At 73.2% G+C, this 20,144-nt stretch carries 18 protein-coding genes; 3 read left to right on the top strand and 15 right to left on the bottom strand.

The window, feature by feature from the left end:
* Window positions 1-10: 10 nt before the first annotated feature.
* On the bottom strand, window positions 11-1,210 hold the full coding sequence (gene serA, locus K329_RS0114430) for a phosphoglycerate dehydrogenase (protein ID WP_028473608.1): 1,200 nt from the start codon (window positions 1,208-1,210) through the stop codon (window positions 11-13).
* Between the two features lie 171 nt (window positions 1,211-1,381).
* Here serA and K329_RS0114425 point away from each other — a divergent pair, with 171 nt between their 5' ends.
* The gene (locus K329_RS0114425) at window positions 1,382-2,374 is read left to right on the top strand and encodes an aldo/keto reductase (protein WP_028473607.1); all 993 of its coding nucleotides are present in this window, start codon (window positions 1,382-1,384) and stop codon (window positions 2,372-2,374) included.
* 179 nt (window positions 2,375-2,553) lie between these two features.
* On the top strand, window positions 2,554-4,731 hold the full coding sequence (locus tag K329_RS0114420; protein WP_028473606.1) for a glutamine synthetase III family protein: 2,178 nt from the start codon (window positions 2,554-2,556) through the stop codon (window positions 4,729-4,731).
* A gap of 60 nt (window positions 4,732-4,791) precedes the next feature.
* Here the strand turns inward: K329_RS0114420 and K329_RS0114415 are convergent, their stop codons facing one another.
* The 12 genes from K329_RS0114415 to K329_RS32100 all read right to left on the bottom strand — a co-directional run bounded on the left by K329_RS0114415 (window position 4,792) and on the right by K329_RS32100 (window position 17,063).
* A complete protein-coding gene (locus tag K329_RS0114415) occupies window positions 4,792-5,001 on the bottom strand; it encodes a hypothetical protein (protein WP_028473605.1) in 210 nt (69 codons plus the stop codon).
* A 30-nt stretch (window positions 5,002-5,031) separates the two neighbouring features.
* Window positions 5,032-5,937, bottom strand: coding sequence for a DUF6892 domain-containing protein (locus tag K329_RS31490; RefSeq protein WP_211225868.1), 906 nt, complete (start codon window positions 5,935-5,937; stop codon window positions 5,032-5,034).
* 176 nt (window positions 5,938-6,113) lie between these two features.
* Window positions 6,114-6,710, bottom strand: a complete 597-nt coding sequence (locus tag K329_RS0114405; protein WP_157571740.1) for a hypothetical protein — start codon at window positions 6,708-6,710, stop codon at window positions 6,114-6,116.
* Between the two features lie 17 nt (window positions 6,711-6,727).
* Window positions 6,728-7,405: a hypothetical protein gene (locus tag K329_RS0114400; protein WP_052336907.1), complete on the bottom strand. Its 678-nt coding sequence runs from the start codon at window positions 7,403-7,405 to the stop codon at window positions 6,728-6,730.
* Window positions 7,402-8,604, bottom strand: coding sequence for an MlaD family protein (locus K329_RS0114395; RefSeq protein WP_028473602.1), 1,203 nt, complete (start codon window positions 8,602-8,604; stop codon window positions 7,402-7,404). The genes K329_RS0114400 and K329_RS0114395 overlap by 4 nt, the downstream gene beginning before the upstream one ends.
* On the bottom strand, window positions 8,601-9,983 hold the full coding sequence (locus K329_RS0114390) for an MCE family protein (RefSeq protein WP_028473601.1): 1,383 nt from the start codon (window positions 9,981-9,983) through the stop codon (window positions 8,601-8,603). Before K329_RS0114390 ends, K329_RS0114395 begins: the two co-directional genes overlap by 4 nt.
* Complete coding sequence (locus tag K329_RS26930; protein WP_043643616.1) at window positions 9,980-11,065, bottom strand: MCE family protein; 1,086 nt, start codon at window positions 11,063-11,065, stop codon at window positions 9,980-9,982. Before K329_RS26930 ends, K329_RS0114390 begins: the two co-directional genes overlap by 4 nt.
* Window positions 11,062-12,096 (bottom strand): MCE family protein, encoded by a 1,035-nt coding sequence (locus K329_RS26925; protein ID WP_043643615.1) that lies wholly within the window; start codon window positions 12,094-12,096, stop codon window positions 11,062-11,064. Before K329_RS26925 ends, K329_RS26930 begins: the two co-directional genes overlap by 4 nt.
* The gene (locus tag K329_RS26920; RefSeq protein WP_052336906.1) at window positions 12,096-13,133 is read right to left on the bottom strand and encodes an MCE family protein; all 1,038 of its coding nucleotides are present in this window, start codon (window positions 13,131-13,133) and stop codon (window positions 12,096-12,098) included. The genes K329_RS26925 and K329_RS26920 overlap by 1 nt, the downstream gene beginning before the upstream one ends.
* On the bottom strand, window positions 13,130-14,461 hold the full coding sequence (locus K329_RS0114370; protein ID WP_028473600.1) for an MCE family protein: 1,332 nt from the start codon (window positions 14,459-14,461) through the stop codon (window positions 13,130-13,132). The genes K329_RS26920 and K329_RS0114370 overlap by 4 nt, the downstream gene beginning before the upstream one ends.
* The gene (locus K329_RS0114365; RefSeq protein WP_043643614.1) at window positions 14,458-15,279 is read right to left on the bottom strand and encodes an MlaE family ABC transporter permease; all 822 of its coding nucleotides are present in this window, start codon (window positions 15,277-15,279) and stop codon (window positions 14,458-14,460) included. The genes K329_RS0114370 and K329_RS0114365 overlap by 4 nt, the downstream gene beginning before the upstream one ends.
* Window positions 15,279-17,063, bottom strand: coding sequence for an ABC transporter permease (locus K329_RS32100; RefSeq protein ID WP_084541299.1), 1,785 nt, complete (start codon window positions 17,061-17,063; stop codon window positions 15,279-15,281). Before K329_RS32100 ends, K329_RS0114365 begins: the two co-directional genes overlap by 1 nt.
* Before the next feature lie 300 nt (window positions 17,064-17,363).
* Between K329_RS32100 and K329_RS0114350 the strand changes: the two genes are divergently transcribed.
* Window positions 17,364-18,602 (top strand): PucR family transcriptional regulator, encoded by a 1,239-nt coding sequence (locus K329_RS0114350; protein WP_028473598.1) that lies wholly within the window; start codon window positions 17,364-17,366, stop codon window positions 18,600-18,602.
* Between the two features lie 113 nt (window positions 18,603-18,715).
* On the opposite strand, the gene K329_RS0114345 is transcribed toward K329_RS0114350, so the two are convergent.
* On the bottom strand, window positions 18,716-19,342 hold the full coding sequence (locus K329_RS0114345) for a hypothetical protein (protein WP_028473597.1): 627 nt from the start codon (window positions 19,340-19,342) through the stop codon (window positions 18,716-18,718).
* Window positions 19,343-19,492: 150 nt separating this feature from the next.
* A complete protein-coding gene (locus K329_RS31945; protein WP_028473596.1) occupies window positions 19,493-20,137 on the bottom strand; it encodes a hypothetical protein in 645 nt (214 codons plus the stop codon).
* Window positions 20,138-20,144: the final 7 nt, after the last annotated feature.

Below are 20,144 nucleotides of genomic sequence, written 5' to 3'. Positions count from 1 at the left end.
GACCGGGAGGTCAGTCCTTCCAGGTGCGCAGCCAGCGCGTGTGGGGCGAGGCCTCGATCTCGGCGACGACGTCGGCCGGCACCGGGGCGTCCACGTCGGTGACGACGTAGCCGAGCTCGCCCGAGGTGGCCAGGTACTGCGTGGAGATGTTGCCGCCCGCGGAGAGCTGCTGGTTGAGCTGGCCGAGCACGCCCGGCGCGTTGCTGTGCAGGTAGCCGAGGCGGGTGGCGCCCGGGCTGCGCGGCGCCGGCTGCACGTTCGGCAGGTTCACCGAGAGCGCGGTGCTGCCCTGGCCCACGAAGCTCGTCAGCTTGTTCGCGACGAAGCGGCCGATCTCCTCCTGGGCCTCGAGCGTGGAGGCACCCACGTGCGGCGTGAGGATGACGTTCGGCAGGCCGCGCAGCACCGACTCGAACTCGTCGCCCTGCGCCTTGGGCTCCACCGGGAACACGTCGAGGGCGGCACCCGCGATGTGGCCCGAGAGGATGTTGTCGCGCAGCGCGAGGTCGTCGACGACCATGCCGCGCGAGGCGTTGATGAACAGGGCGCGGGGCTTCATCTTCGCGAACTGCTCCGCGCCGAAGAGGCCCGCGTTGCCGGGGCGGCCGTCGACGTGGAGGCTGACGACGTCGGCCTCGCCGAGCAGGGCGTCCATCGAGTCCATGCGACGGGCGTTGCCGTGCGCCGGGCGGTCGGCGATGTCGTAGAAGATGACGCGCAGGCCCAGGGCCTCGGCCAGGTTCGACAGCTGGGTGCCGATGTTGCCGTAGCCGATGATGCCGAGCGTGCGGCCGCGCACCTCGTGGCTGCCCTTCGCGGACTTGTCCCAGACGCCGTTGTGCAGGCGCTCGGTCTTCTCCGTGAGGCGGCGGGCGAGCGCGATCAGCTCGCCGATGACGAGCTCGACGACGCTGCGCGAGTTCGAGTACGGCGCGTTGAACACCGGCAGGCCGCGCTCCGCGGCCGCGGCCAGGGCGACCTGGTTCGTGCCGATGCAGAAGCAGCCCACGGCTTGGAGGTGGGGGACCGCGTCGAGCACCTTCTCGGTGACCCGGGTGTTCGACCGGATGCCGAGCAGGTCGACGCCCTCGAGGGCCTCGATGAGCTCGGCCTCGTCGAGCGATCCGGAGCGGCGGACGACCTCGATGCCGGCGTCGTCGAACACGACCTGGGACGAGGGGTGGATGTCTTCGAGCAGGAGGACCTTCATGGGCGCTTTCTGTCGGCGGGACGGGGGTCGGGCGCGGCTCCGCGCCAATGGCACGACGGTACCGCCGGAGCCCGTGCAGCACCGAAAGCGGAGCGTCCCGTGGACGCCCCGGGGTGGGGCCGCGGAGACGGGTGGGTACCGGAGGAGCACCACCACCGGAGGAGACACCACATGGAGAAGCGCACCCTCGGCACCAGCGGTCTCGAGGTCTCGGCGATCGGGCTGGGCTGCATGGGCATGAGCCACGGGCTCGGGCCGGCCGGCGACCACGACGAGATGGTCGCGGTCATCCGCGGCGCGGTCGAGCGCGGCGTCACGTTCTTCGACACGGCCGAGGTCTACGGCCCCTGGACGAACGAGCGCCTCGTCGGCGCCGCCCTCGCGCCGGTGCGGGACGACGTCGTCATCGCCACCAAGTTCGGCTTCGCGATCGACGCCGACGGGCGGCAGCACCCCGGGGTCTCGAGCCGGCCGGAGCACATCACGGAGGTCGCGGACGCCTCGCTCGGTCGCCTCGGCATCGACACGATCGACCTCTTCTACCAGCACCGCGTCGACCCCGACGTACCGATCGAGGAGGTCGCCGGGGCGGTGGGCGAGCTCGTCGCGGCCGGGAAGGTGCGGCACTTCGGGCTCTCCGAGGCGGGCGCGGGCACGATCCGGCGCGCCCACGCCGTGCACCCGGTGACGGCGCTGCAGAGCGAGTACTCCCTGTGGTGGCGCGAGCCCGAGCAGTCCGTGCTGCCGACGCTGGCCGAGCTCGGCATCGGCTTCGTGCCGTTCAGCCCGCTGGGCAAGGGCTTCCTCACGGGCGCGATCGACGCCGGCACCTCGTTCGCCGAGGGCGACATCCGCGGCACCATCCCGCGCTTCACCGCCGAGGCCCGCGAGGCCAACCAGGCGCTGGTCGACCGGATCGGCATCATCGCGGCCGGCATGGACGCCACCCCCGCCCAGGTCGCCCTCGCCTGGCTCCTCGCGCAGCAGCCGTGGATCGTGCCGATCCCGGGCACGACGCGCAGCGCCCGCGTCGAGGAGAACGTCGGCGCCGCCGACCTGGCGCTGACCCCGGCCGACCTCGCCGAGATCGACGCCGCGGCGGCCCAGGTGCGGGTCGTCGGCGAGCGCTACCCCGAGGCGATGCAGGCGCTCATCGACCGCTGAGGAACGCCCGGGCAGGCGTGCTCCCCGCTGTTGCACGACCGGCACCTCCCCGAAACACGCGCTGTCTACGGTGCGAGCACCGGTGGAGGGCGCTGCCTGTTCGGGCACGCGGCCGCTCCTCGTCGGCCACGACGTACGACGACGCACGCCGACGAGCTCGGCACACCCAGAGGAGCACCATGAGCGCCAACCCCGTCCGGATGCAGGCCATGCACCAGGTGGAGGCCTACCAGCCCCCGGCCACCGCCTTCGACCCGGCGGAGGAGCCGGGCAAGATCTTCGGCGAGAACGTGTTCAGCCTCAGCGTGATGCAGCGGCGCCTGCCCAAGAGCGTCTACAAGTCGATGGTCTCCACGATCGAGAAGTCGACGCCGCTCGACCCCGACGTGGCCGACGCCGTCGCCTCCGCGATGAAGGACTGGGCGATGGAGAAGGGTGCGACCCACTACGCCCACGTGTTCTACCCGCTCACCGGCCTGACCGCGGAGAAGCACGACAGCTTCCTCGACCCCGTCGGCGACGGCACGGCGTTCGCGTCGTTCTCGGGCAAGACCCTCATCCAGGGCGAGCCGGACGCGTCGTCCTTCCCGAACGGCGGCCTGCGCAACACGTTCGAGGCGCGCGGCTACACGGGCTGGGACGTGATGAGCCCGGCGTACGTGCTGGAGAACCCCGCCGGCAACACGCTCTGCATCCCGACGATCTTCATCTCCATGACGGGCGAGGCGCTCGACCACAAGACGCCGGTCCTGCGCTCGCAGCAGGCGATGGCCGTGCACGCGAAGCGGGTGCTCGAGCTGTTCGGCCACGAGGATCCCGAGAACGTGGTGGCCTACTGCGGCCCCGAGCAGGAGTACTTCCTCGTCGACAGCCACTTCCTCATGGCGCGCCCCGACCTGCTGAACGCCGGCCGCACCCTCTTCGGCGCGAAGCCGCCGAAGGGCCAGGAGTTCGACGACCACTACTTCGGCGCGATCCCCGAGCGCGTGCTGGGCTTCATGATGGACACCGAGCGGGAGCTCTTCAAGCTCGGCATCCCGGCCAAGACCCGCCACAACGAGGTCGCCCCGGGCCAGTTCGAGGTGGCGCCGATGTTCGAGCGCGCCAACGAGGCCTCCGACCACCAGCAGCTGCTGATGACCACCTTCAAGTCGGTCGCGAAGAAGCACGGGATGGAGTGCCTCTTCCACGAGAAGCCCTTCGCGGGCGTCAACGGCTCGGGCAAGCACGTCAACTTCTCGGTGGGCAACTCCGAGCTCGGCAGTCTCCTCGTGCCGGGCGACACCCCCCACGACAACGCCCAGTTCCTCGTCTTCTGCGCCGCGGTCATCCGGGGCGTCGAGCAGTACGGCGGGCTGCTGCGCGCGTCGGTCGCCTCCGCGGGCAACGACCACCGCCTCGGCGCCAACGAGGCACCGCCGGCGATCATCTCGATCTTCCTCGGCGAGCAGCTGGCCGACGTGTTCGACCAGATCGCCAAGGGCGGCGCGACCCGCTCCAAGGAGCGCGGCACCCTCACCATCGGCGTCGACACGCTGCCGAACCTCACCAAGGACCCGGGCGACCGCAACCGCACCAGCCCGTTCGCGTTCACGGGCAACCGGTTCGAGTTCCGCGCACCGGGCTCGAACCAGACGGTGGCCGGCCCGATGGTCGTGCTCAACACGATCATGGCCGAGGCGCTCGACTACTGCGCCACCACGCTCGAGGCGGCCGTGGCCGACGGCACGGACTTCGACGAGGCCGTGCAGACCCTGCTGACGACGATCATCTCCGACCACGGCTCCGTCATCTTCAACGGTGACGGCTACTCCGACGAGTGGCCGATCGAGGCCGAGCAGCGGGGCCTGAAGAACCTCCGCACGACCGTCGACGCGCTGCCCGAGCTCATCACCCCGAAGGCGATCGAGCTCTTCTCGACGTACGGCGTGTTCAACGAGCGCGAGATGCACAGCCGCTACGAGATCGGGCTGGAGCAGTACGTGCTCTCCGTCAGCGTCGAGGCGAACCTGACGCTGGAGATGGGCACCACGATCATCCTGCCGGCCGCGGTCCGCTACCAGACCGAGCTGGCCGCCAACGTGGCGGCGCTCAAGGCGGCCGGGGTCGAGGCCGACCTCTCGACGCTGCAGACCGTCTCCGCCCCGCTCGCCGCGCTGCGGGCCGGCCTCGCCGAGCTCGCCGGGGCGATCGCCCACGAGCACGCCGACGACGCGCTCGAGACGGCGACCGTCATCCGCGACACCGTGCTGCCGGCGATGGCGAAGGTGCGGGCGGCGGCCGACGAGCTCGAGGGCCTCGTGGCCGACGACCTCTGGTCGCTGCCGACCTACCAGGAGATGCTCTACGTCCTCTGATCCACCCGCGGGCCCGGTCCCGGACGTCGATCGTCCGGCGCCGGGCCCGTCGGCGAGGGGCTAGAAGCCGGCGGTCGGGTCGGTCCCACCGCCGTCGGAGGGGCCGCCCGCCCGCACCCTTCCGCGGTCACGTCGCGACTTCGCCGTGCGCCACGCCAGGTAGCGCGGCCAGCGGTAGAGCCAGCCCCGGCGCGCCACGACGACCGCCGTCACCAGCAGCACGAGGGCGACGGCGGTGCCGACGGTCGCGAGGGTCGCGGCGGTGGTCATGGGGGGATCCTGCCTCGGAGGAGTTGGGCGTCAGAGGGGTTGGGCGTCGATGCCGCGCTCGCGCAGCATCTCGAGGGTCGCCTCGTCGGCGCCCATGACGGTCATCGACGCCAGGTTCGGCAGCAGGGCCAGATCGTCGTACGAGCGGATGTCGAACGCCCCGTCCTCCCCGCTCCACCGCGGCGCGACCTCGAGGTAGACCTCGTTGCCGCCGTCCATGAAGAGGTCGTCGACCTCCGCGAGCAGGTGCGCCGGCACGGGCAGCGCCGCGAACCAGGCCAGCACCTCGGGGATCGGGTCGTGGCCCTCCGCGTCGACGTCGATGCGGCGTGCGGAGTGGCCGGCGACGAAGGCGCGCACGTCGAAGGCCGGCGTGAGCAGCTCGCGCTCGTACATGAGCACCTGCACCACCGCGAGCTTGAGGTTGAGGTCGGCGAACTCGACGACGTCGCCCGGGGCCGCGGGCGGCGGGACGACCGGGCCGGCTGCGACGGGGACCGCCGGGGCGGGGGCCGCCGGGGCGGGGGCCGCAGCGGTGGCGGGGGACGGGTCGATCCAGTCGAACCCGATCCACTCGATCTGGCCGTCGCCGTCGCGCTTCACCATCAGCTCGCCGTCGGGACCCAGGTCGACGAGGTCGCGGGTGCCGACGTACGACGTGGCCGGTCGGCCCTCGACGAGGAGTCCCCGGACGTCGGGCTCGTGGACGATGAGCAGGGTCGACCGGACGTCGTCGGCCGAGCGTGCCTCCATCCCGAGGTCGGGCCACGCCCAGAGGGCCTGGATCCTGCCCTGGCTCGGCGTCCGCGCGACCTCCGCCGGCAGCAGGGCGTCGAGGTCGGCGAGCACCACGGGGTGGGGCAGGAGGCGGCCGTCGACGTCGAGGCCGTCGGCACGCAGGTCCAGGCGCACGGCGGGCGTGCTCGGGTTCGTCATGGGTCCGTGGTGCCCTGCGGGGGTACGGCGGAAACGCGGGCCCCGAGCCCGCGTCGTACGTCGTGCGTTCCTCCCACCGGAGCGTGGCGGACCCGTGCACCGATGACCCGGCCTGGGTGTGCGTCGGTCCGCCACGCTCGGCGCCGGGTCGCCCCGGCGTCCTGCACGGCTCACGCTCAGAGCGGCGTGAGCTCCGTGATGGTCCAGGTCGAGCCGTCGCGCTCGGCCACGACGGCGAGCTGGGCGGCGGAGACGGTGCTCTCCTCGTCGGTGGCGCGGGTGCTCGTCTGGTCGAGGAAGACGAGCGCCTCGGCCGTGTCGTCGGTCAGCGTGCGCACCGCCACCGACTGCACCCGGGCGGTCAGCACGAGCTCCTGGTCGGGCGCCCGCTCGGCGAGGCCGGCGTAGAGGGTGTCGAACTCCTCGCGCGCGGCGCCGCTGAGCAGCGAGTCGGCGGCGGCCGTCGTGGCCTCCGGCGCGGTGTGGTCGTAGCTGAGCACCCGGCTCAGTCCCTGCGTCAGCGCCGCCTGGACCTCGGCCGTGCCCGCGGCGTCGACGAGCGCCTCGTTCTCGGCCGACGCGGTCGACCGCACGTCGTCCGCCTGCACCAGCCCGACGACGCCGACCGCCACCAGCGCGACCGCGAGCACCCACGGCGCCAGGCGCCGGACGCGGGGGAGGAGCGTGCCGCGGGCCCTCGTGGACCGGCCCCGCGTCGTCCCTTTCGGCGTCCCCTTGGTCGTCCCGTCCGTCGTCACCTCGGTGGTCTCCACGCCGTCCTCCGTCGCGCTCACAGGGTCACCGCCACTTGCTGCAGGTCCTCGAGCAACCACTCGCCGTCGACGAGACGCAGGTCGGCGGCGAACCGGTTGCGCTTGATCGTCGGCTCGGCCGTGGGCGTCGAGAGGTCGGCCACCGTCACCTCGACCGACACCATCACGGAGGCCGTCGAGCCGTCGAGCTCGAGCACCGCGGCGTCGAGCACGCGACCCGTCGAGGTGCTGCCGATGTCGGCGAGCAGCGCGCGGTTGGTGTCGTCGACCTCGCTCACCTGGTCGTGCAGCAGCCCCGTCGTGGCCGCCTGCCAGGCCTCGAGCCCGGCGTCGACGTCGGTGCCGTCGAGCGTCGTCAGCGTCGCGACGTGGGTGCGGGCCGCGATGAGGGCGGCGTCGCGGGAGGCGGCGCGGTCGAGGTCCGGGTCGTGCTCGGCGAACCACCACGCCCGCCCGCCGACGACCGCGAGGAGCAGGGCGGCCGCGAGGACGACCCACGGCACCGCGGCCACGAGCAGGGCCCGGCGCCCGCCCGACCGGGTGCCGTCCGTCGAGCCCGTCCGACCGCCCGTCGAGCCCGTCGCGCCACCCGTCGTCGCCGCCGCCGCGTCCTTCGGGGTGCCCGTGCCGGTCCCGGCGTCGGTGTCGTCCCGGTCGACGTCGCGGTCGCTGTCGATGCTCGTGTCCGTGCTCATTCCGTTCCTCCCAAGAGGTCCTGCAGCGTGGTGGCGTCGCGGACGACGACGTCACCGGTGGTCGAGCCCGAGCCCGAGCGGGCGGGGGTCGCGATCTCGTCGAGGTTGCTCGGCACGGACCCGGGCCCGCGGACGTTGCTGCCCGCGTCGCCCGTCGTGCAGCCCGCGTCGGTGTTGAAGGTGGCGCCGCTCGTGTCGAGGCCGGGCCGCAGGGTCGTGCCCTCGTAGCCGGTCGTGCACGGCAGCGGGTCGGCGAAGTTCGTCACGAGGGTGAGCTGGAGCTCGCCCGACCCGGCCACGACCCACCCGGCGCTGACGGCTTCGGGCAGCCGGATCATCACGTCCTCGACCCCGGCGGCGTTGACGCCGAAGACCGAGGCCGGCGTGACGAGGTTGCCGAGCAGCACGCCGAGCGACGGTCCGACCTCGGCGACGAGCTGCTGCACCTGCGTCGCGGCCGGCGGCACCGCCGTGATGAGCGCGCGCAGGTCGCCGTCGGAGGTGCGCAGCGTCTCGGCGAGCAGGCCGAGGTCGGCGCTGAACCCCTGGATGCTCCGGGCCGACGCGAGCTGCGTGTCGAGCACGGTGGCGGAGTTCTCGATGAGCTGGGTCGTGACGAGGAAGTTGGCGTCGGCCGTCTTCGCCCACGACAGCGAGGTGTCGACGAGCTGGGCGACGTCGTCGCTGACGCCCTGCGAGGCCAGGTAGCTCTCGTCGATGACGGTGCGCAGCGAGTCCTCGGGCACCGAGGCCACGAAGTCGCGGCCCGAGCGCAGCACGTTGTCGAACGAGGGCGGCACCGTCGCCTCGGTGGCGTCGATGCGGTCGCCCGCCGCGAGCACCTCGTCGCCGCCGCCCTCGGCGCCGCGCAGGTCGAGGTACTGCTCGCCGATGGCGGAGCGGTTCGCGACCGTCACGTCGAGGTCGGCGGGCAGGTCGGGGGCGTCGTCGTCGAGCAGCACGGACACCTCGGTGCCGGTGTCGGTCACCGTCATCTCCTCGACCCGTCCGACCTGCACACCGCGGTAGGTCACCTCGCTGCCCTCGAAGAGGCCGGAGGCGTCGGTGAGCGCGACGGTGACCCGCACGTCGTCCCGGAAGGGGGCGATGCCGACGTACGTCGAGAGCAGGTGCACCGTCGCCACGACGCCGATGACGACGAAGGCGACGAGCTTGAGCGCGACACGACGGGTGATCATCGGTCCCCTCCCGAGGTGGGCGTGCCCGAGGGCGTGGAGGTCGGCGTGCCCGTGGGGCTCGCCGACGGCGAGGCGGACGGCGTCGAGGAGGGCGACGACGTCGGCGGCGCCGGCGACCCGGTCGGGGGCGACGTCGGGCTGCCGGTGGGCGCACCGGTCGACGGCGCGCTCGGTACGGCGCTGGGCGAGCCCGTGGGCGTGGGCACGGTCACCGTGGGTGACGGCAGGCCGGGCGTGGCCGAGCTCGTCGGCGGCAGCAGGCCGGGCGGCAGGGCCGGGCGGCCCGCCGGCGCAGGCACCTCGCCGTCGGCGAGCGGGACCACCGGCTGGGGCCAGGCGCAGCCCATGCCCTCGCACCCGGCCGGCAGGCTCGCGAAGGCGGTGGTGACGAAGACGTTGAGGTAGTCGCCCCGGATGGCCCCCGTGACCGAGTCGGGGAAGGGGTAGGTGAGCAGGATGCCGAGCGCGTCGGGCAGCGCCGTGCCGGCCGCGGCGAGCTGCTCGAGCACCGGCGCGAGCAGCTGCAGGTCGGCGACGATGTCGGCCTGCGCGGCGTCGAGCGTGTCGACCGCGATGGTCGAGAGACCCTCGAGCGCCTCGAGCATCGCCACCAGCTGGGGCCGCTGCTCCTCGAGGGCCGCCAGCCCCGGGCTGAGGCCGTCGAGCGCGGAGACGATCTCGGCCTCGTGGTCCTCGAGCGTGCCCGACAGGTCGGCGAGCGAGTCGATGACGGCCGTGATGGAGCCGCGGCGCTCGTCGAGCTGGCCGACGAGGCCGTCGAGCTGCTGGAGGAACACCCGCACCTGCTCCGGGTCGTCGCCCGAGATGGCCTGCAGCTCGGTCGAGATCTCCTGGAACTGCGCGATGCCGCCGCCGTTGAGCACCATCGAGAGGGCGCCGAGCACCTGCTCGACCTGGGCGGCCTCGTCGGTGTCGGCGATCGCGATGTGGGCCCCCGACGCGAGCGGGGCGCCGTCGCCCGCCTCCGCGGGGCGATCGAGGGAGACGTACTTCTCGCCCAGCAGCGACGTCTGCTGCAGCCGGGCGCTGGTGCCGGCGGGCAGGGTGACGTCGCTGTTCACCAGCAGCTCGACCTCGGCCGACAGTCCGTCCTCGGCGAGCCGGATGTCGGTGACCCGGCCGACCGGCACGTCGTCGACCTTCACGGCCGACTGCGGCACCAGGTCGAGCACGTCGTCGAACTCGACGGTGAGCGTCATGGGGTCGTCGCCGACGTCGGCACCGCCGGGGAGCGGGGCGTCGTACACCCCGCCCTGCAGCAGGCCGCAGCCCGCGGTGGCCCCGAGCACCCCGAGGCTCAGGGCGAGCGCGGCCACGCCGCGCACGAGCCGGGTGCGCGGACGCGCGAGGGCGCTCATCGACCGGCTCCGGTCGGGCTGTCGCCGAGGCCGGGCAGCAGCACCGGCGGGGCGTCGGGCGAGCTCTGCGCACCGAGGCCGCCACCGGCCCACAGGTTGGCCTCGTTGAGGTTGCCGCGACCCTCGATGCTGCCGGTCTCGGGGTTGTAGGCCTGGAGGAAGTTCTGCAGGGTCAGCGGCGCCATGCGGAGGAGCTCCTCGAGGGACTCGCGCTGGTTCACCAGCGTCTGGGTGGGACCGACGAGGTTGTCGACGCTCGTGCGCAGGTCGTCGCGGTTCTCGGCGATGAAGTCGTCGAGCACGGCGAGGGCGGCACCGAGCTGGTCGATCGCCCCGGCGAGGTCGCCCCGGTCCTCGGCCAGGTAGCCGGTGACGTCGGCGAACAGCGTGTTGAGGGCGGCCACCGTGTCGTCGTTCGCCACGAGCACGTCGGTGAACTCGGCGAGGTTGCCGACCGTGGCGAACAGGTCGTCGTCGACGCCCGCCGTGGTGGCGCTGAGCCGGCTGAACTCGGTGAGCATCGTGTTGAGGTCCGCGCCCGTGCCCTCGAGGTTCTCGGCGGCGACGTCGAGGAAGTCGGAGAGCGCACCGTCACGGTTGGCGCCGTCGGGGCCGAGCTGCGTGCTGACGTCCTCGAGGCTGGTGTAGAGCTCGTCGATCTCCACGGGCACGGCCGTGTCGTCGGGCCCGATGCGGGCGCCGTCGGCGAGGGTCTCGGCGCCCTCGGTCCAGGGCTCGGTCAGCTGCACGTAGCGGTCGCTCACCACGGTCGGCGCGACGATGACCGCAGCGGTGTCGGCGGCGACCCGCTCGCCCGGGTCGAGGCGCATGTCGACGCGCACGACGTCGCCCGCGGGCTCGACGGCGGTCACCTCGCCGACCGAGACCCCGAGCACCTGCACGTCGGACCCGACGTACAGGCCGACGGCCGAGGAGAACTCGGCGCTGAGCTCGGTGCTGGCGCCGCGCACGTGGGCCGACCGTGCGGCCGTGCCGACGAGCACCACGGCCAGCACCAGGGCCAGCAGCAGGCTGCGGACGAGGCCGCGCCCGAGGGCGGGGCGTCGGGTCAGGGCGTTCATGAGCCACCTCCGGCGGCGGGGTCGCAGGTGCGCTCGACGGAGTTGTCCAGGTGCGGCACGCCGTCGGCGGTGTAGAGGCCGCAGACGTAGGCGTCGACCCAGCGGCCGTTGCCGGTGGCCGAGGCCAGCACGCGGTAGTAGGGGCCGAGGCGCGCGAGCGCGGCGTCCAGGTTGGCCTGGTTGCGGTTGAGGATCGCCGCCACCTCGTCGAGCTCGGCGAGCGCGGGGGCGAGCGTGGCCTCGTTGTCGGCGACGAGCCCCTGCAGCTGCTGGCCGAGGCTCACGGTGGCCTCGAGCATCGCGCCGACCGTCTCGCGCCGGGCCGAGAGCTCGGTGAGCAGGAGCTCACCGTCGTCGAGGATGTTGGCGAACTCCGCGTTGCGGCTGGCCAGGGTGCCGGTCACGTCGCTGCTCGCCTCGAGCAGGGCCGCCAGCTCCTCGTCCCGGCTCGAGATCGTGCGCGACAGCGCCGCCAGCCCGCCGACCGTCGCCCGGAGCGACTCCGGGGTGTCGCGGAAGGCGTCGGCCAGCGCGGTGAAGCTGGCCTCGAGCTGCACGGTGTCGATCTCGCCGACGGTCTCGGAGAGCTCCGAGAACGCCGCGGTGACGTCGAACGGCGTGGTGGTGCGCTCGAGCGGGATGGCCTCGTCGAGCTCGCCGCGACCGGCGGACTCCACGGCCAGGTACTTCTGCCCGAGCAGCGTCTTGATGCGGACGGCGGCGCGGCTCTGGTCGCCGAGCTCGACACCCTTGGCGCGGAACGTCACGACGACGACCGCCTGGTCGAGCTCGATCCCGGTCACCTCGCCGACGCGGACGCCCGCCACCCGCACCTCGTTGCCGACCGCGAGCCCGCCGGCCTCGGCGAGCTCGGCGGAGTACTCGCGCCCCGAGCCGACGACCGGCAGCGAGGAGGCGTTGAAGGCCAGGAGGAACACCGCCACCAGGCTGAGCGAGCCGATGATGGCGATGACCACCCGGTTGCGCTCGGTGAACGCCTTCGGGAAGCGGGGGGAACGTGTCGTGCCCATCAGGCGTAGCACCTCGCAGCGTCGGGTTCGGCGCCCAGGTCGCCCCGGTAGCCCTCGGGCAGCGGGATGCTCCCCTGGATCGAGCAGACGTAGAAGTTGAGCCACGAGCCGTAGCTGCCGGTGCGGCCGAGCGCGTCGAGCTTGGGCGGCAGGTTCGTGAGCACCCGGTCGAGCACCTCCTCGGAGTCCGAGAGGTTGCCGGCCAGGTCGCCGAGCCCGACGATCGACTCGGCCAGGGGAGCGCGGCCCTGCTCGAGCAGGTCGGCGACGCTCACGGAGAGGGCGCCGAGGCCGTCGAGCGTGCGCCCGATGGTGTCGCGGTCCTGGGCGAGGCCCGTGACGAGCTGCTGCAGCGTCACGATCGTCGCGTCGAGCTGCGCCGAGCGGGTGCTGACCGTCTCGAGCACGGAGCCGAGGCTGTCGATGAGGTCGCCGATCACGGCGTCGCGCTCGGCGAGCGTGGTGGTGAGGCGACCCGCGCTGGCGAGCAGGGTGTCGACGGAGGCGCCGTCGCCCTGGAACACGGCGACGATCTGGCCGCTCAGCGTGTTCACGTCCTCCGGGTCGAGCAGCCGGAACAGCGGCTGGAACCCGTTGAAGAGGAGGGTCAGGTCGAGGGCCGGGGCCGTCTCGGAGACGGGGAAGGTGTGCCCCGCCTCGATCTCGCCGCCGCTGCCCGACACGGGCGGCTCCATCGCGATGTAGCGCTGCCCGACGAGGTTGCGGAAGCGCAGCTCGAGCTGCGTGCCCTCGGGCACGGTCACGGCCGGGTCGACGGTGAAGGTGACGCGGGCGAGGTTGTCGTCGCCGACCTCGATGTCGCGCACGGAGCCGACCTTCACGCCGGCCATCCGGATGTCGTCGCCGCGGTTGAGGCTCGTGACGTCGGAGAAGTCGGCGCGGAACTCCTCGCCGCCGCCGCTGCTGTTGCGGATCGTGGCCGCGAGGGCCAGCGTCGCCAGCAGGGTGACGAGGGTGAAGACGATGCTCTTGGTGGCCAGCACGGCGACGTGGCGGCGGTCGGTGGGGGTGGTCATCGCAGCGTCACCTCCGCCCCGCGCAGGACGGGTCCGACCAGCAGGCTGGCCCAGCCGGGGTAGTCGGACGGGGCCATGCCCTCGGACGGGGCCATGAGCTCGGCGATCAGCCGGTTCTCCCCGGGCGAGTTGGCGTCGCCGAGACCGGTGGCCAGGGCCAGCCGGGGCGCGTTCTCGGGCGCCAGGTAGGCCGCGACGACCTCGCTGGTCGGGGGAGCGACCTGCGCGGGCGCGGCGCCGCCGTCGGTGCCGCCGGCCGTCGTGCCGGACGGGGCAGCCGAGCTGCGCGAGCTCACCGTGTACGGGCAGCGGGGGCTGCCGTCGACCAGGTACGTCGGCTCGTCGGTGCCGGGCCGGTAGGCGCCGCGGGCCGACGAGATGTCGAGGTCCACGTGGAGCCCGGGTTCGGCGGTCCCGACCCCCAGCACCTCCTCGATCACGGGCTCGAAGTCGGCGACCGACCGGAAGAGGCACGGGAACTGCTCGGCGTACGGCGCGACCGCCGCGAGCGCGTCGCGGCTGTCGTCGGCGAGCACCACGATGGTGTCGCGGTTGGCCTCCAGCCACGTCTCGGAGGTGCCGGCGGCGGTGATGACGCCGGCGTAGAGGTCGTCGAGGGTGGTACGGCGCTCGACCAGCGTCGTGGCGGTGACGGTCAGGTCGTCGAGGGCGCCGAGCAGGTCGGGGGCCGCGACGTCGTACACGTCGGCCACCTCGGCGAGGCGCGCCAGGTCGTCGGTGAGGGTGGGGACGTAGGGGTTGAGGTCGGTGAGGTAGCTGCCCCAGGCACGCATGGACTCGCCGATCTCGGCGCCCTGGCCGCGCAGGAGGAGCGTCAGCTCGCCGAGGGTGGCGGCCAGCTTGGCGGGCTGGATCGAGCGGAGCACGGGGAGCAGCTCGTCGAGCACCTCCTCCAGCTCGACGGCCTCGTCGGAGCCGTCCTGGCGGATGGTGCCGCCGTCGGCGATGCCCGCGCCCGAGGTGGCGCCGTCGGCGACGAGCTGCACGTAGCGCTCGCCGAACAGGGTCTTGGGCAGCAGCCGGGCGACGGTGTCGTCGGGCAGGCCCTCCGCGATGGCGGGCTCGAGCGCGAGCGTCAGCCGGGCGCCCTCGGTGGTGGGCTCGATGCCGGTGACCTCGCCGACGGGCACGCCGTTGAGCTTCACGTCGGAGCCCCGCTGGAGCGCGTTGCCGACGGTGCCGGTCGCCAGCACCACCTCGGTGCGCGGCGTGAACGCCTTGTCGTAGGCGAGCGCCGCGGCGCCGAGGCCGAGCGCGATCAGCAGGAGGAACACGACGCCGAGCGCGACGTCGACCCGGCGCGTCATCCCGCGACCCGCACGGTCGTGGTGGTGCCCCAGAGCACCATCGAGAGCACGAGGTCGAGGATCGCGACGGTGACGATGCTGCGGCGCACGGCCGTGCCGACCGCGATGCCGACACCGGCCGGTCCGCCGCTCGCCATGAAGCCGGCGCGGCAGTGGATGAGGATGATCAGCACCGAGAAGACGATGACCTTGGCGAAGGAGCCCAGCACGTCGATCGGCGGCAGGAACTGCAGGAAGTAGTGGTCGTAGGTGCCGGCCGACTGCCCGTAGAAGTAGACGGTGACCGCTCTCGAGCCGGCCCAGGAGACGAGCAGGCCCACGACGTACAGCGGGACGATGGCCACCAGGCCCGCGATCACCCGGGTCGTGACGAGGTACGCCAGGCTGGAGACGGCCATGACGTCGAGCGCGTCGACCTCCTCGTTGATGCGCATCGCGCCGAGCTGGGCGGTGAAGCCGGAGCCGACGGTGGCGGAGAGGGCGAGCGCCGCGACGAGGGGCGCGATCTCACGGGTGTTGAAGTAGGCGGAGATGAAGCCGTTGAGGGCGGCGGTGCCGATCTGGTCGAGGGCCGAGTAGCCCTGCATGCCGACGACGGTGCCGACGAAGAGGGTCATGCCGACCATCACGCCGATGGTGCCGCCGATGACGGCGAGGGCCCCGGAGCCGAAGCTGACCTCGGAGAGCAGGCGGAGGATCTCGCGGGGGTAGCGCCGCAGCGTGTGCGGCACGCTGGCGAGCACGCGGAGGTGGAAGCGCAGCCCCGCGCCCAGGCTGGCCAGGCGGTCGAGGGGCGCGGTCACGAGCGGGACGGACATCAGGCTCCCTTGCCGGGCACCAGCTGGAGGTACAGCGTGGTGATGACGAAGTTGACGAAGAAGAGCAGCAGGAACGTGATGACGACGGACTGGTTCACCGCGTCACCCACGCCCTTCGGGCCGGCGGCGGCGTTGAGACCGCGGTAGCAGGCGATGACGCCGGCGACGAACCCGAAGATCGCGGCCTTGAGGGCCCCGACCCAGAGGTCGGAGAGCTGGGCGAGGGCGGTGAAGCTCGCCAGGTAGGCGCCGGGCGTGCCGTCCTGGACGACCACGTTGAAGAAGTAGCCGCCGAGCACGCCGACCACCGAGACGAGGCCGTTGAGCAGCACGGCGGCGACGATGCAGGCGAGCACCCGGGGGGCGACGAGCCGCTGCACGGGGTCGACGCCCATCACGCGCATCGCGTCGATCTCGTCGCGGATCTTGCGGGAGCCGAGCTCGGCGCAGATCGCGGCACCGCCGGCGCCCGCGATCACGAGCGTGGTCACGATCGGGGCGGCCTGCTGCACGACGGCGAGCACGCTGGCCGCGCCGGTGAACGACTGGGCGCCGATCTGCTTGGTGAGGGTGCCGAGCTGCAGCGCGATCACGGCGCCGAAGGGGATGGCGACGAGCATCGCGGGGATCCACGAGACGCTGACGACGAACCAGAACTGCTCCAGCAGCTCCTTCGCGGCGAACGGGCGTCGTACCGAGGCCCGCATCGCGTCGAGGCCGAGGCCGAAGACGTCGCCGACCGCGGTGGCGGCCCGCACCGCCGCCAGGGGCCGCCGCGGGGGTCGCGCTCGGTCGACCTCGTCGTCGGGGGCGACGTAGAGGCGCGAGGCCCCGGTCTCGATGCGCTCGCGGTGGCGGGTCGCGGCCGCCCGCGGGTTGCCGGTGGCCGAGATCAGCTGGCGGGGGAGCACCTCGATCGAGCGGGCGCCCGCGTGGCGCGACAGCAGGGCGGTGCCCGCCGGACCGCCGGGACCGGCGGGCCCGTAGCCCGGGTCGGCGAGCGGGTCCGTACGTCGGTGGTCGGTCTCCTCGCTCATGCCGATCGGGCCCTCGGGGTCGCCGCTCATGAACTGCGAGACGACCGGGTGGTCGGTGAGGAGGAACTCCTCGCGCGGCCCGAACATCACGAGCTCGCGGCGGTAGAGCATGCCGAGGTTGTCGGGCAGGGTGCGCGCCAGCTCGATGTTGTGGGTGACCACGAGCATCGTGGCGTCGGTGGCCGTGTTCACCTCCATGAGCAGCTGCGCGAGGTTGGAGGTGCGCACCGGGTCGAGGCCCGAGTCGGGCTCGTCGATGAGGATGATCGAGGGGTCGGTGACGAGGGCGCGGGCGAGGCCGGCGCGCTTCTTCATGCCGCCGGAGATCTCGCCGGGCAGCTTGTGCTCCTGGCCGATCAGGCCGACCATGTCGAGCTTCTCGAGCACCAGCTGGCGCACGTCGCGCTCGCGCAGCCTCGTGTGCTCGCGCAGCGGGAACGCGACGTTGTCGTAGACGTTCATCGAGCCGAACAGCGCGCCGTCCTGGAACAGCACGCCGAACTTCTTGCGCAGGGCCAGCCGCTGCGACTCGCGGGCGCCGACCATCTCGGTGCCGTCGACGAGGATGGTGCCGGCCTCGGGCCGCACCAGGCCCATCACGGACTTCAGGAAGACCGACTTGCCGGTGCCCGAGGGGCCCAGCAGCGCGGTGATCTCGCCAGGCGGCAGGGTGACGGTGACGTCGTGCCAGATGTTCTGGCTGCCGTAGCTCTTGGTGAGGCCGCTGACCTCGACGGTGCCGCCCATGTGCGGTCCTCCCCGTGCTGCGTGGATTGCTGGGGCCGGCTCAGCGAGCGGCCGGTGCGACCGTAGGTGTGGCACCGGTCACGTGCCCAGCGTCAGAGGCGAATGCAGGAGCACCCGGAGGCGACCGGGCTTTTTCTTGTCACGGGGCTGACAACTTCTCCTCCCCGCCGGTCGGTGCGGTGGACCGCGACCGCGCCGGCCACGTTCACTGCGCGTGCCGGCCGTCCGTGGAGGGAGCAGGACCGGTCCGCCGCGGCCCGTCACCTCGCCGCCGCGGAGCCCGACCCCGTAAGGACCCCCATGTCGTCACCGGCGCGCGTCGCGTTCCCCCTGGCGCGCGCCCACGGGGCCGCGCCGGACGTGGCCCTGGCCTACCGACCGCGCGCCGCCGCGCTGAGCCGTCGGATCGCCGACGAGGTGTGCACCGCCGTCGCCGGCTACGCCGACCCGACGCTGCGACCGGTGGTGACGGAGGCGATCTCGCTGGCCGTCGAGGCGTTCGTGGACGCCCTCGCGGGAGCCCCCGTGCGGGGGACGGCCCTGGCGGCCCACTTCGACCGCCTCGGCCGGCTCGAGGCGGCCGCCGGCCACGACCTCGACGCCATGCGGGCCGCCCAGCAGGTCGTCACCCAGCTGAGCTGGGCCGAGCTGCGCCACGTCGCCGCCGAGCTCGCCGTGCCCGTCGACGTCGTCGACCACCTCACGGGCGTGCTGCTGGCCTACCAGCAGTGGCTGCACGACCAGGCCGTGCACGGGTTCGTGCGGGAGCAGCGGAGCCTGCCGTCGCCGAGCGGCGAGGAGGCCGCCCGGGACCGCCTGTTCCGGGGCCTCGTGGGCGGCGCCCCCGCGGGCCGGCTGGTCGAGCTGGCGCGCGCCGCGGCCGTCGACTGGCCGCCCCCGGGGCCGCTCGTCGTCGTGGCGGCCACGGCCGGTCCGACGGTGCGCCGCGCGGCCGCCGGTCTGGTCGGCGGTCTGGTCGACGGGCTGGTCGACGGGCTGGCCGACGTGCTCGCGGGCGTGCACCGCGAGCACCTCGTGCTGGTGGCGCACGACGCCGGCGCCGAGCGGGCCGCCGCGGCGCTCGTGCGGGGCGGCCCCGGTCTCGTCGCACTGAGCTGGGGCATCGAGCCGAGGTACGTCGCCCACGCGGTCCGCTGGACCCTGCGGGCCCTGCGGCTCGCGCGCCAGGGCGTCATCCCGCTCCCCGCCGACCGGCTCGTGCGCTGCGCCGACCACCAGGCCGCGCTGTGGCTGCACGCCGACCAGGTGCTGCGCGAGCACGTCACGCAGGACCTGCTCGCGCCCCTGCTCGCCCTCAAGCCCCAGCAGCGCGACGTGCTCGGCGAGACCCTGCTGCTCTGGCTGCAGACCCGGGCGAGCGCGCCGGTCCTGGCCGAGCGCCTCGGCGTGCACCACCAGACGGTGCGCAACCGCCTGCGCCGCGTGCGGGAGCTCTTCGGCGACGCCCTGGACGATCCCGCCCAGGTCTCCGCCCTCCTCCAGGCCCTCGAGGCCCACCGCGGCTCCGCCGCCCCCTGACCTCTCGGGACGCACCACGGCCGTCGCGCCCGGGGCCCGCGAGGGGTGGTCCCGGGCACGACGGCCGCGGTGGGAGGGATCAGCCGGTCAGGTGACCAGCAGCGGGGGAGCGGTCAGAGGAAGACCCCGTTGCTGACCTGGATGTCGACGGTGTTGCCCGGTCCCGGCACCAGCGCGTTGATGAGGCCGGTGTTGAGGCCGCAGTTCGCGAACTTGCCGATCGTGTACTCACCGACGAGGCGACCGCCGAGGGCGAGGTCGAAGCCCACCCCGGGCTCCGTGCCGACGGGGATGGTGACCGGTGCCACGGTCTGGCAGTTCGGGCCGGTGAACGTCGGGAAGCCGAGGACCTTGATGTTCGACAGCTTCACGTTGTAGGTCGCGGTCGACGTCACCGACGCGATGTCGCCGGAGAGGTTGATGAAGCCGGTGAGCGGCGCCGCCTCGACGAACGTCACGTCGGCCTGCACGGGCAGGAAGCCCGCCGCCTTGAACGAGGTGCGCGTGCCGGGCAGCGGCAGGGAGCCCGTGAAGTTGCCGCTGTCGACGTCGAGGTCGGTGCGCAGCGTGGTGGGGCCGAGCGCGACGTCGGAGTCGGTCTTGGCGATGGTGCTGGTGCCGACGGCGTCGTACTCGATCGGGACGATCGTGGCGGCATGGGCGGCGACGGGGATCAGCGCGACGAGCGCGGCGGCTCCGGCGGCGGCGAGGGTACGACGTACCCGGGTGGTCGTGGTCATGGTCTCTCCTGGAGAGCGAGGGTGGGCGCCGGCGCCGGCGTCGATGGCCGGTGGCGGTGACGAGGAGCGAGCGGGTGCTGCGTGGCCGGGCCGGACCGGGGTGAGGGAACTCCGGTCCGGCCCGGCCGGTCAGCGGTCAGCGGTCAGCGGTCAGGACAGGTTGATCGCGCCGTCGGGGGACGTGACGGCGAGCGTCGTCGCGAAGTTGGCCGGGTTGCCGTTCTGCAGCTGGCCGAGGCAGCCGACCACGTTCGACAGCACGAGGTTGCCGGTGTAGCCGGTCTCGGTGACGACGAGCTGCTGGGTGGCCTCGTTGAAGGAGCCGCGGGGCGCCCCGGTCACCGTGAAGCGACAGACGTTCGGGTTGGCCGTCGTCTGGACGCCGGCGGTGACGTTGCCGATGTTGCCGGCGATGGTCTCGTTGCCGGTGGTGGCGTTCGTGCCCGTGCCGGTCACGTTCCACGTGCCCGACTGGGTGACGGTGGCGGCGCCACCGGGGATGCTGCAGCCGGTCCAGGTGGTGGAGGTGATGGTGGCGACCGGGTTGACGCCGGTGCCGGACGTGGCGGCGCCCGCTCCCCGCACGGAGGTGCAGTTCATGTTGACCACGGTGCCGGCGTTGTTGCGCGCGCTGAACTGCACGTTGCCGGCGCTGGCAGCGGTGATGGCGTGGGTGCCGGCCGCGCTGCTGCCACCGACGGAGACGGTGTACGGCGGGCCGGCGGCGAACGCGGGGCTGGAGACCGTGATGACGGCGGCGGCTGCGACACCGGCGGCGATGTGCCTGATCTTCATGATTCCT

Origin of the sequence: Nocardioides alkalitolerans DSM 16699 (genome assembly GCF_000426525.1) — a bacterium.
In the GTDB taxonomy this organism is placed as follows: Bacteria; Actinomycetota; Actinomycetes; order Propionibacteriales; family Nocardioidaceae; genus Nocardioides; species Nocardioides alkalitolerans.
This window is presented reverse-complemented; position numbering and strand designations above follow the sequence as displayed.

What these genes read in the sequence shown, in the direction of transcription:
- serA (WP_028473608.1), bottom strand. Translation starts at nt 1,210, where the DNA reads ATGAAGGTCCTCCTGCTCGAAGACATCCACCCCTCGTCCCAGGTCGTG.
- K329_RS0114425 (WP_028473607.1), top strand. Translation starts at nt 1,382, where the DNA reads ATGGAGAAGCGCACCCTCGGCACCAGCGGTCTCGAGGTCTCGGCGATC.
- K329_RS0114420 (WP_028473606.1), top strand. Translation starts at nt 2,554, where the DNA reads ATGAGCGCCAACCCCGTCCGGATGCAGGCCATGCACCAGGTGGAGGCC.
- K329_RS0114415 (WP_028473605.1), bottom strand. Translation starts at nt 5,001, where the DNA reads ATGACCACCGCCGCGACCCTCGCGACCGTCGGCACCGCCGTCGCCCTC.
- K329_RS31490 (WP_211225868.1), bottom strand. Translation starts at nt 5,937, where the DNA reads ATGACGAACCCGAGCACGCCCGCCGTGCGCCTGGACCTGCGTGCCGAC.
- K329_RS0114400 (WP_052336907.1), bottom strand. Translation starts at nt 7,405, where the DNA reads ATGAGCACGGACACGAGCATCGACAGCGACCGCGACGTCGACCGGGAC.
- K329_RS0114395 (WP_028473602.1), bottom strand. Translation starts at nt 8,604, where the DNA reads ATGATCACCCGTCGTGTCGCGCTCAAGCTCGTCGCCTTCGTCGTCATC.
- K329_RS0114390 (WP_028473601.1), bottom strand. Translation starts at nt 9,983, where the DNA reads ATGAGCGCCCTCGCGCGTCCGCGCACCCGGCTCGTGCGCGGCGTGGCC.
- K329_RS26930 (WP_043643616.1), bottom strand. Translation starts at nt 11,065, where the DNA reads ATGAACGCCCTGACCCGACGCCCCGCCCTCGGGCGCGGCCTCGTCCGC.
- K329_RS26925 (WP_043643615.1), bottom strand. Translation starts at nt 12,096, where the DNA reads ATGGGCACGACACGTTCCCCCCGCTTCCCGAAGGCGTTCACCGAGCGC.
- K329_RS26920 (WP_052336906.1), bottom strand. Translation starts at nt 13,133, where the DNA reads ATGACCACCCCCACCGACCGCCGCCACGTCGCCGTGCTGGCCACCAAG.
- K329_RS0114370 (WP_028473600.1), bottom strand. Translation starts at nt 14,461, where the DNA reads ATGACGCGCCGGGTCGACGTCGCGCTCGGCGTCGTGTTCCTCCTGCTG.
- K329_RS0114365 (WP_043643614.1), bottom strand. Translation starts at nt 15,279, where the DNA reads ATGTCCGTCCCGCTCGTGACCGCGCCCCTCGACCGCCTGGCCAGCCTG.
- K329_RS32100 (WP_084541299.1), bottom strand. Translation starts at nt 17,063, where the DNA reads ATGGGCGGCACCGTCGAGGTCAGCGGCCTCACCAAGAGCTACGGCAGC.
- K329_RS0114350 (WP_028473598.1), top strand. Translation starts at nt 17,364, where the DNA reads ATGTCGTCACCGGCGCGCGTCGCGTTCCCCCTGGCGCGCGCCCACGGG.
- K329_RS0114345 (WP_028473597.1), bottom strand. Translation starts at nt 19,342, where the DNA reads ATGACCACGACCACCCGGGTACGTCGTACCCTCGCCGCCGCCGGAGCC.
- K329_RS31945 (WP_028473596.1), bottom strand. Translation starts at nt 20,137, where the DNA reads ATGAAGATCAGGCACATCGCCGCCGGTGTCGCAGCCGCCGCCGTCATC.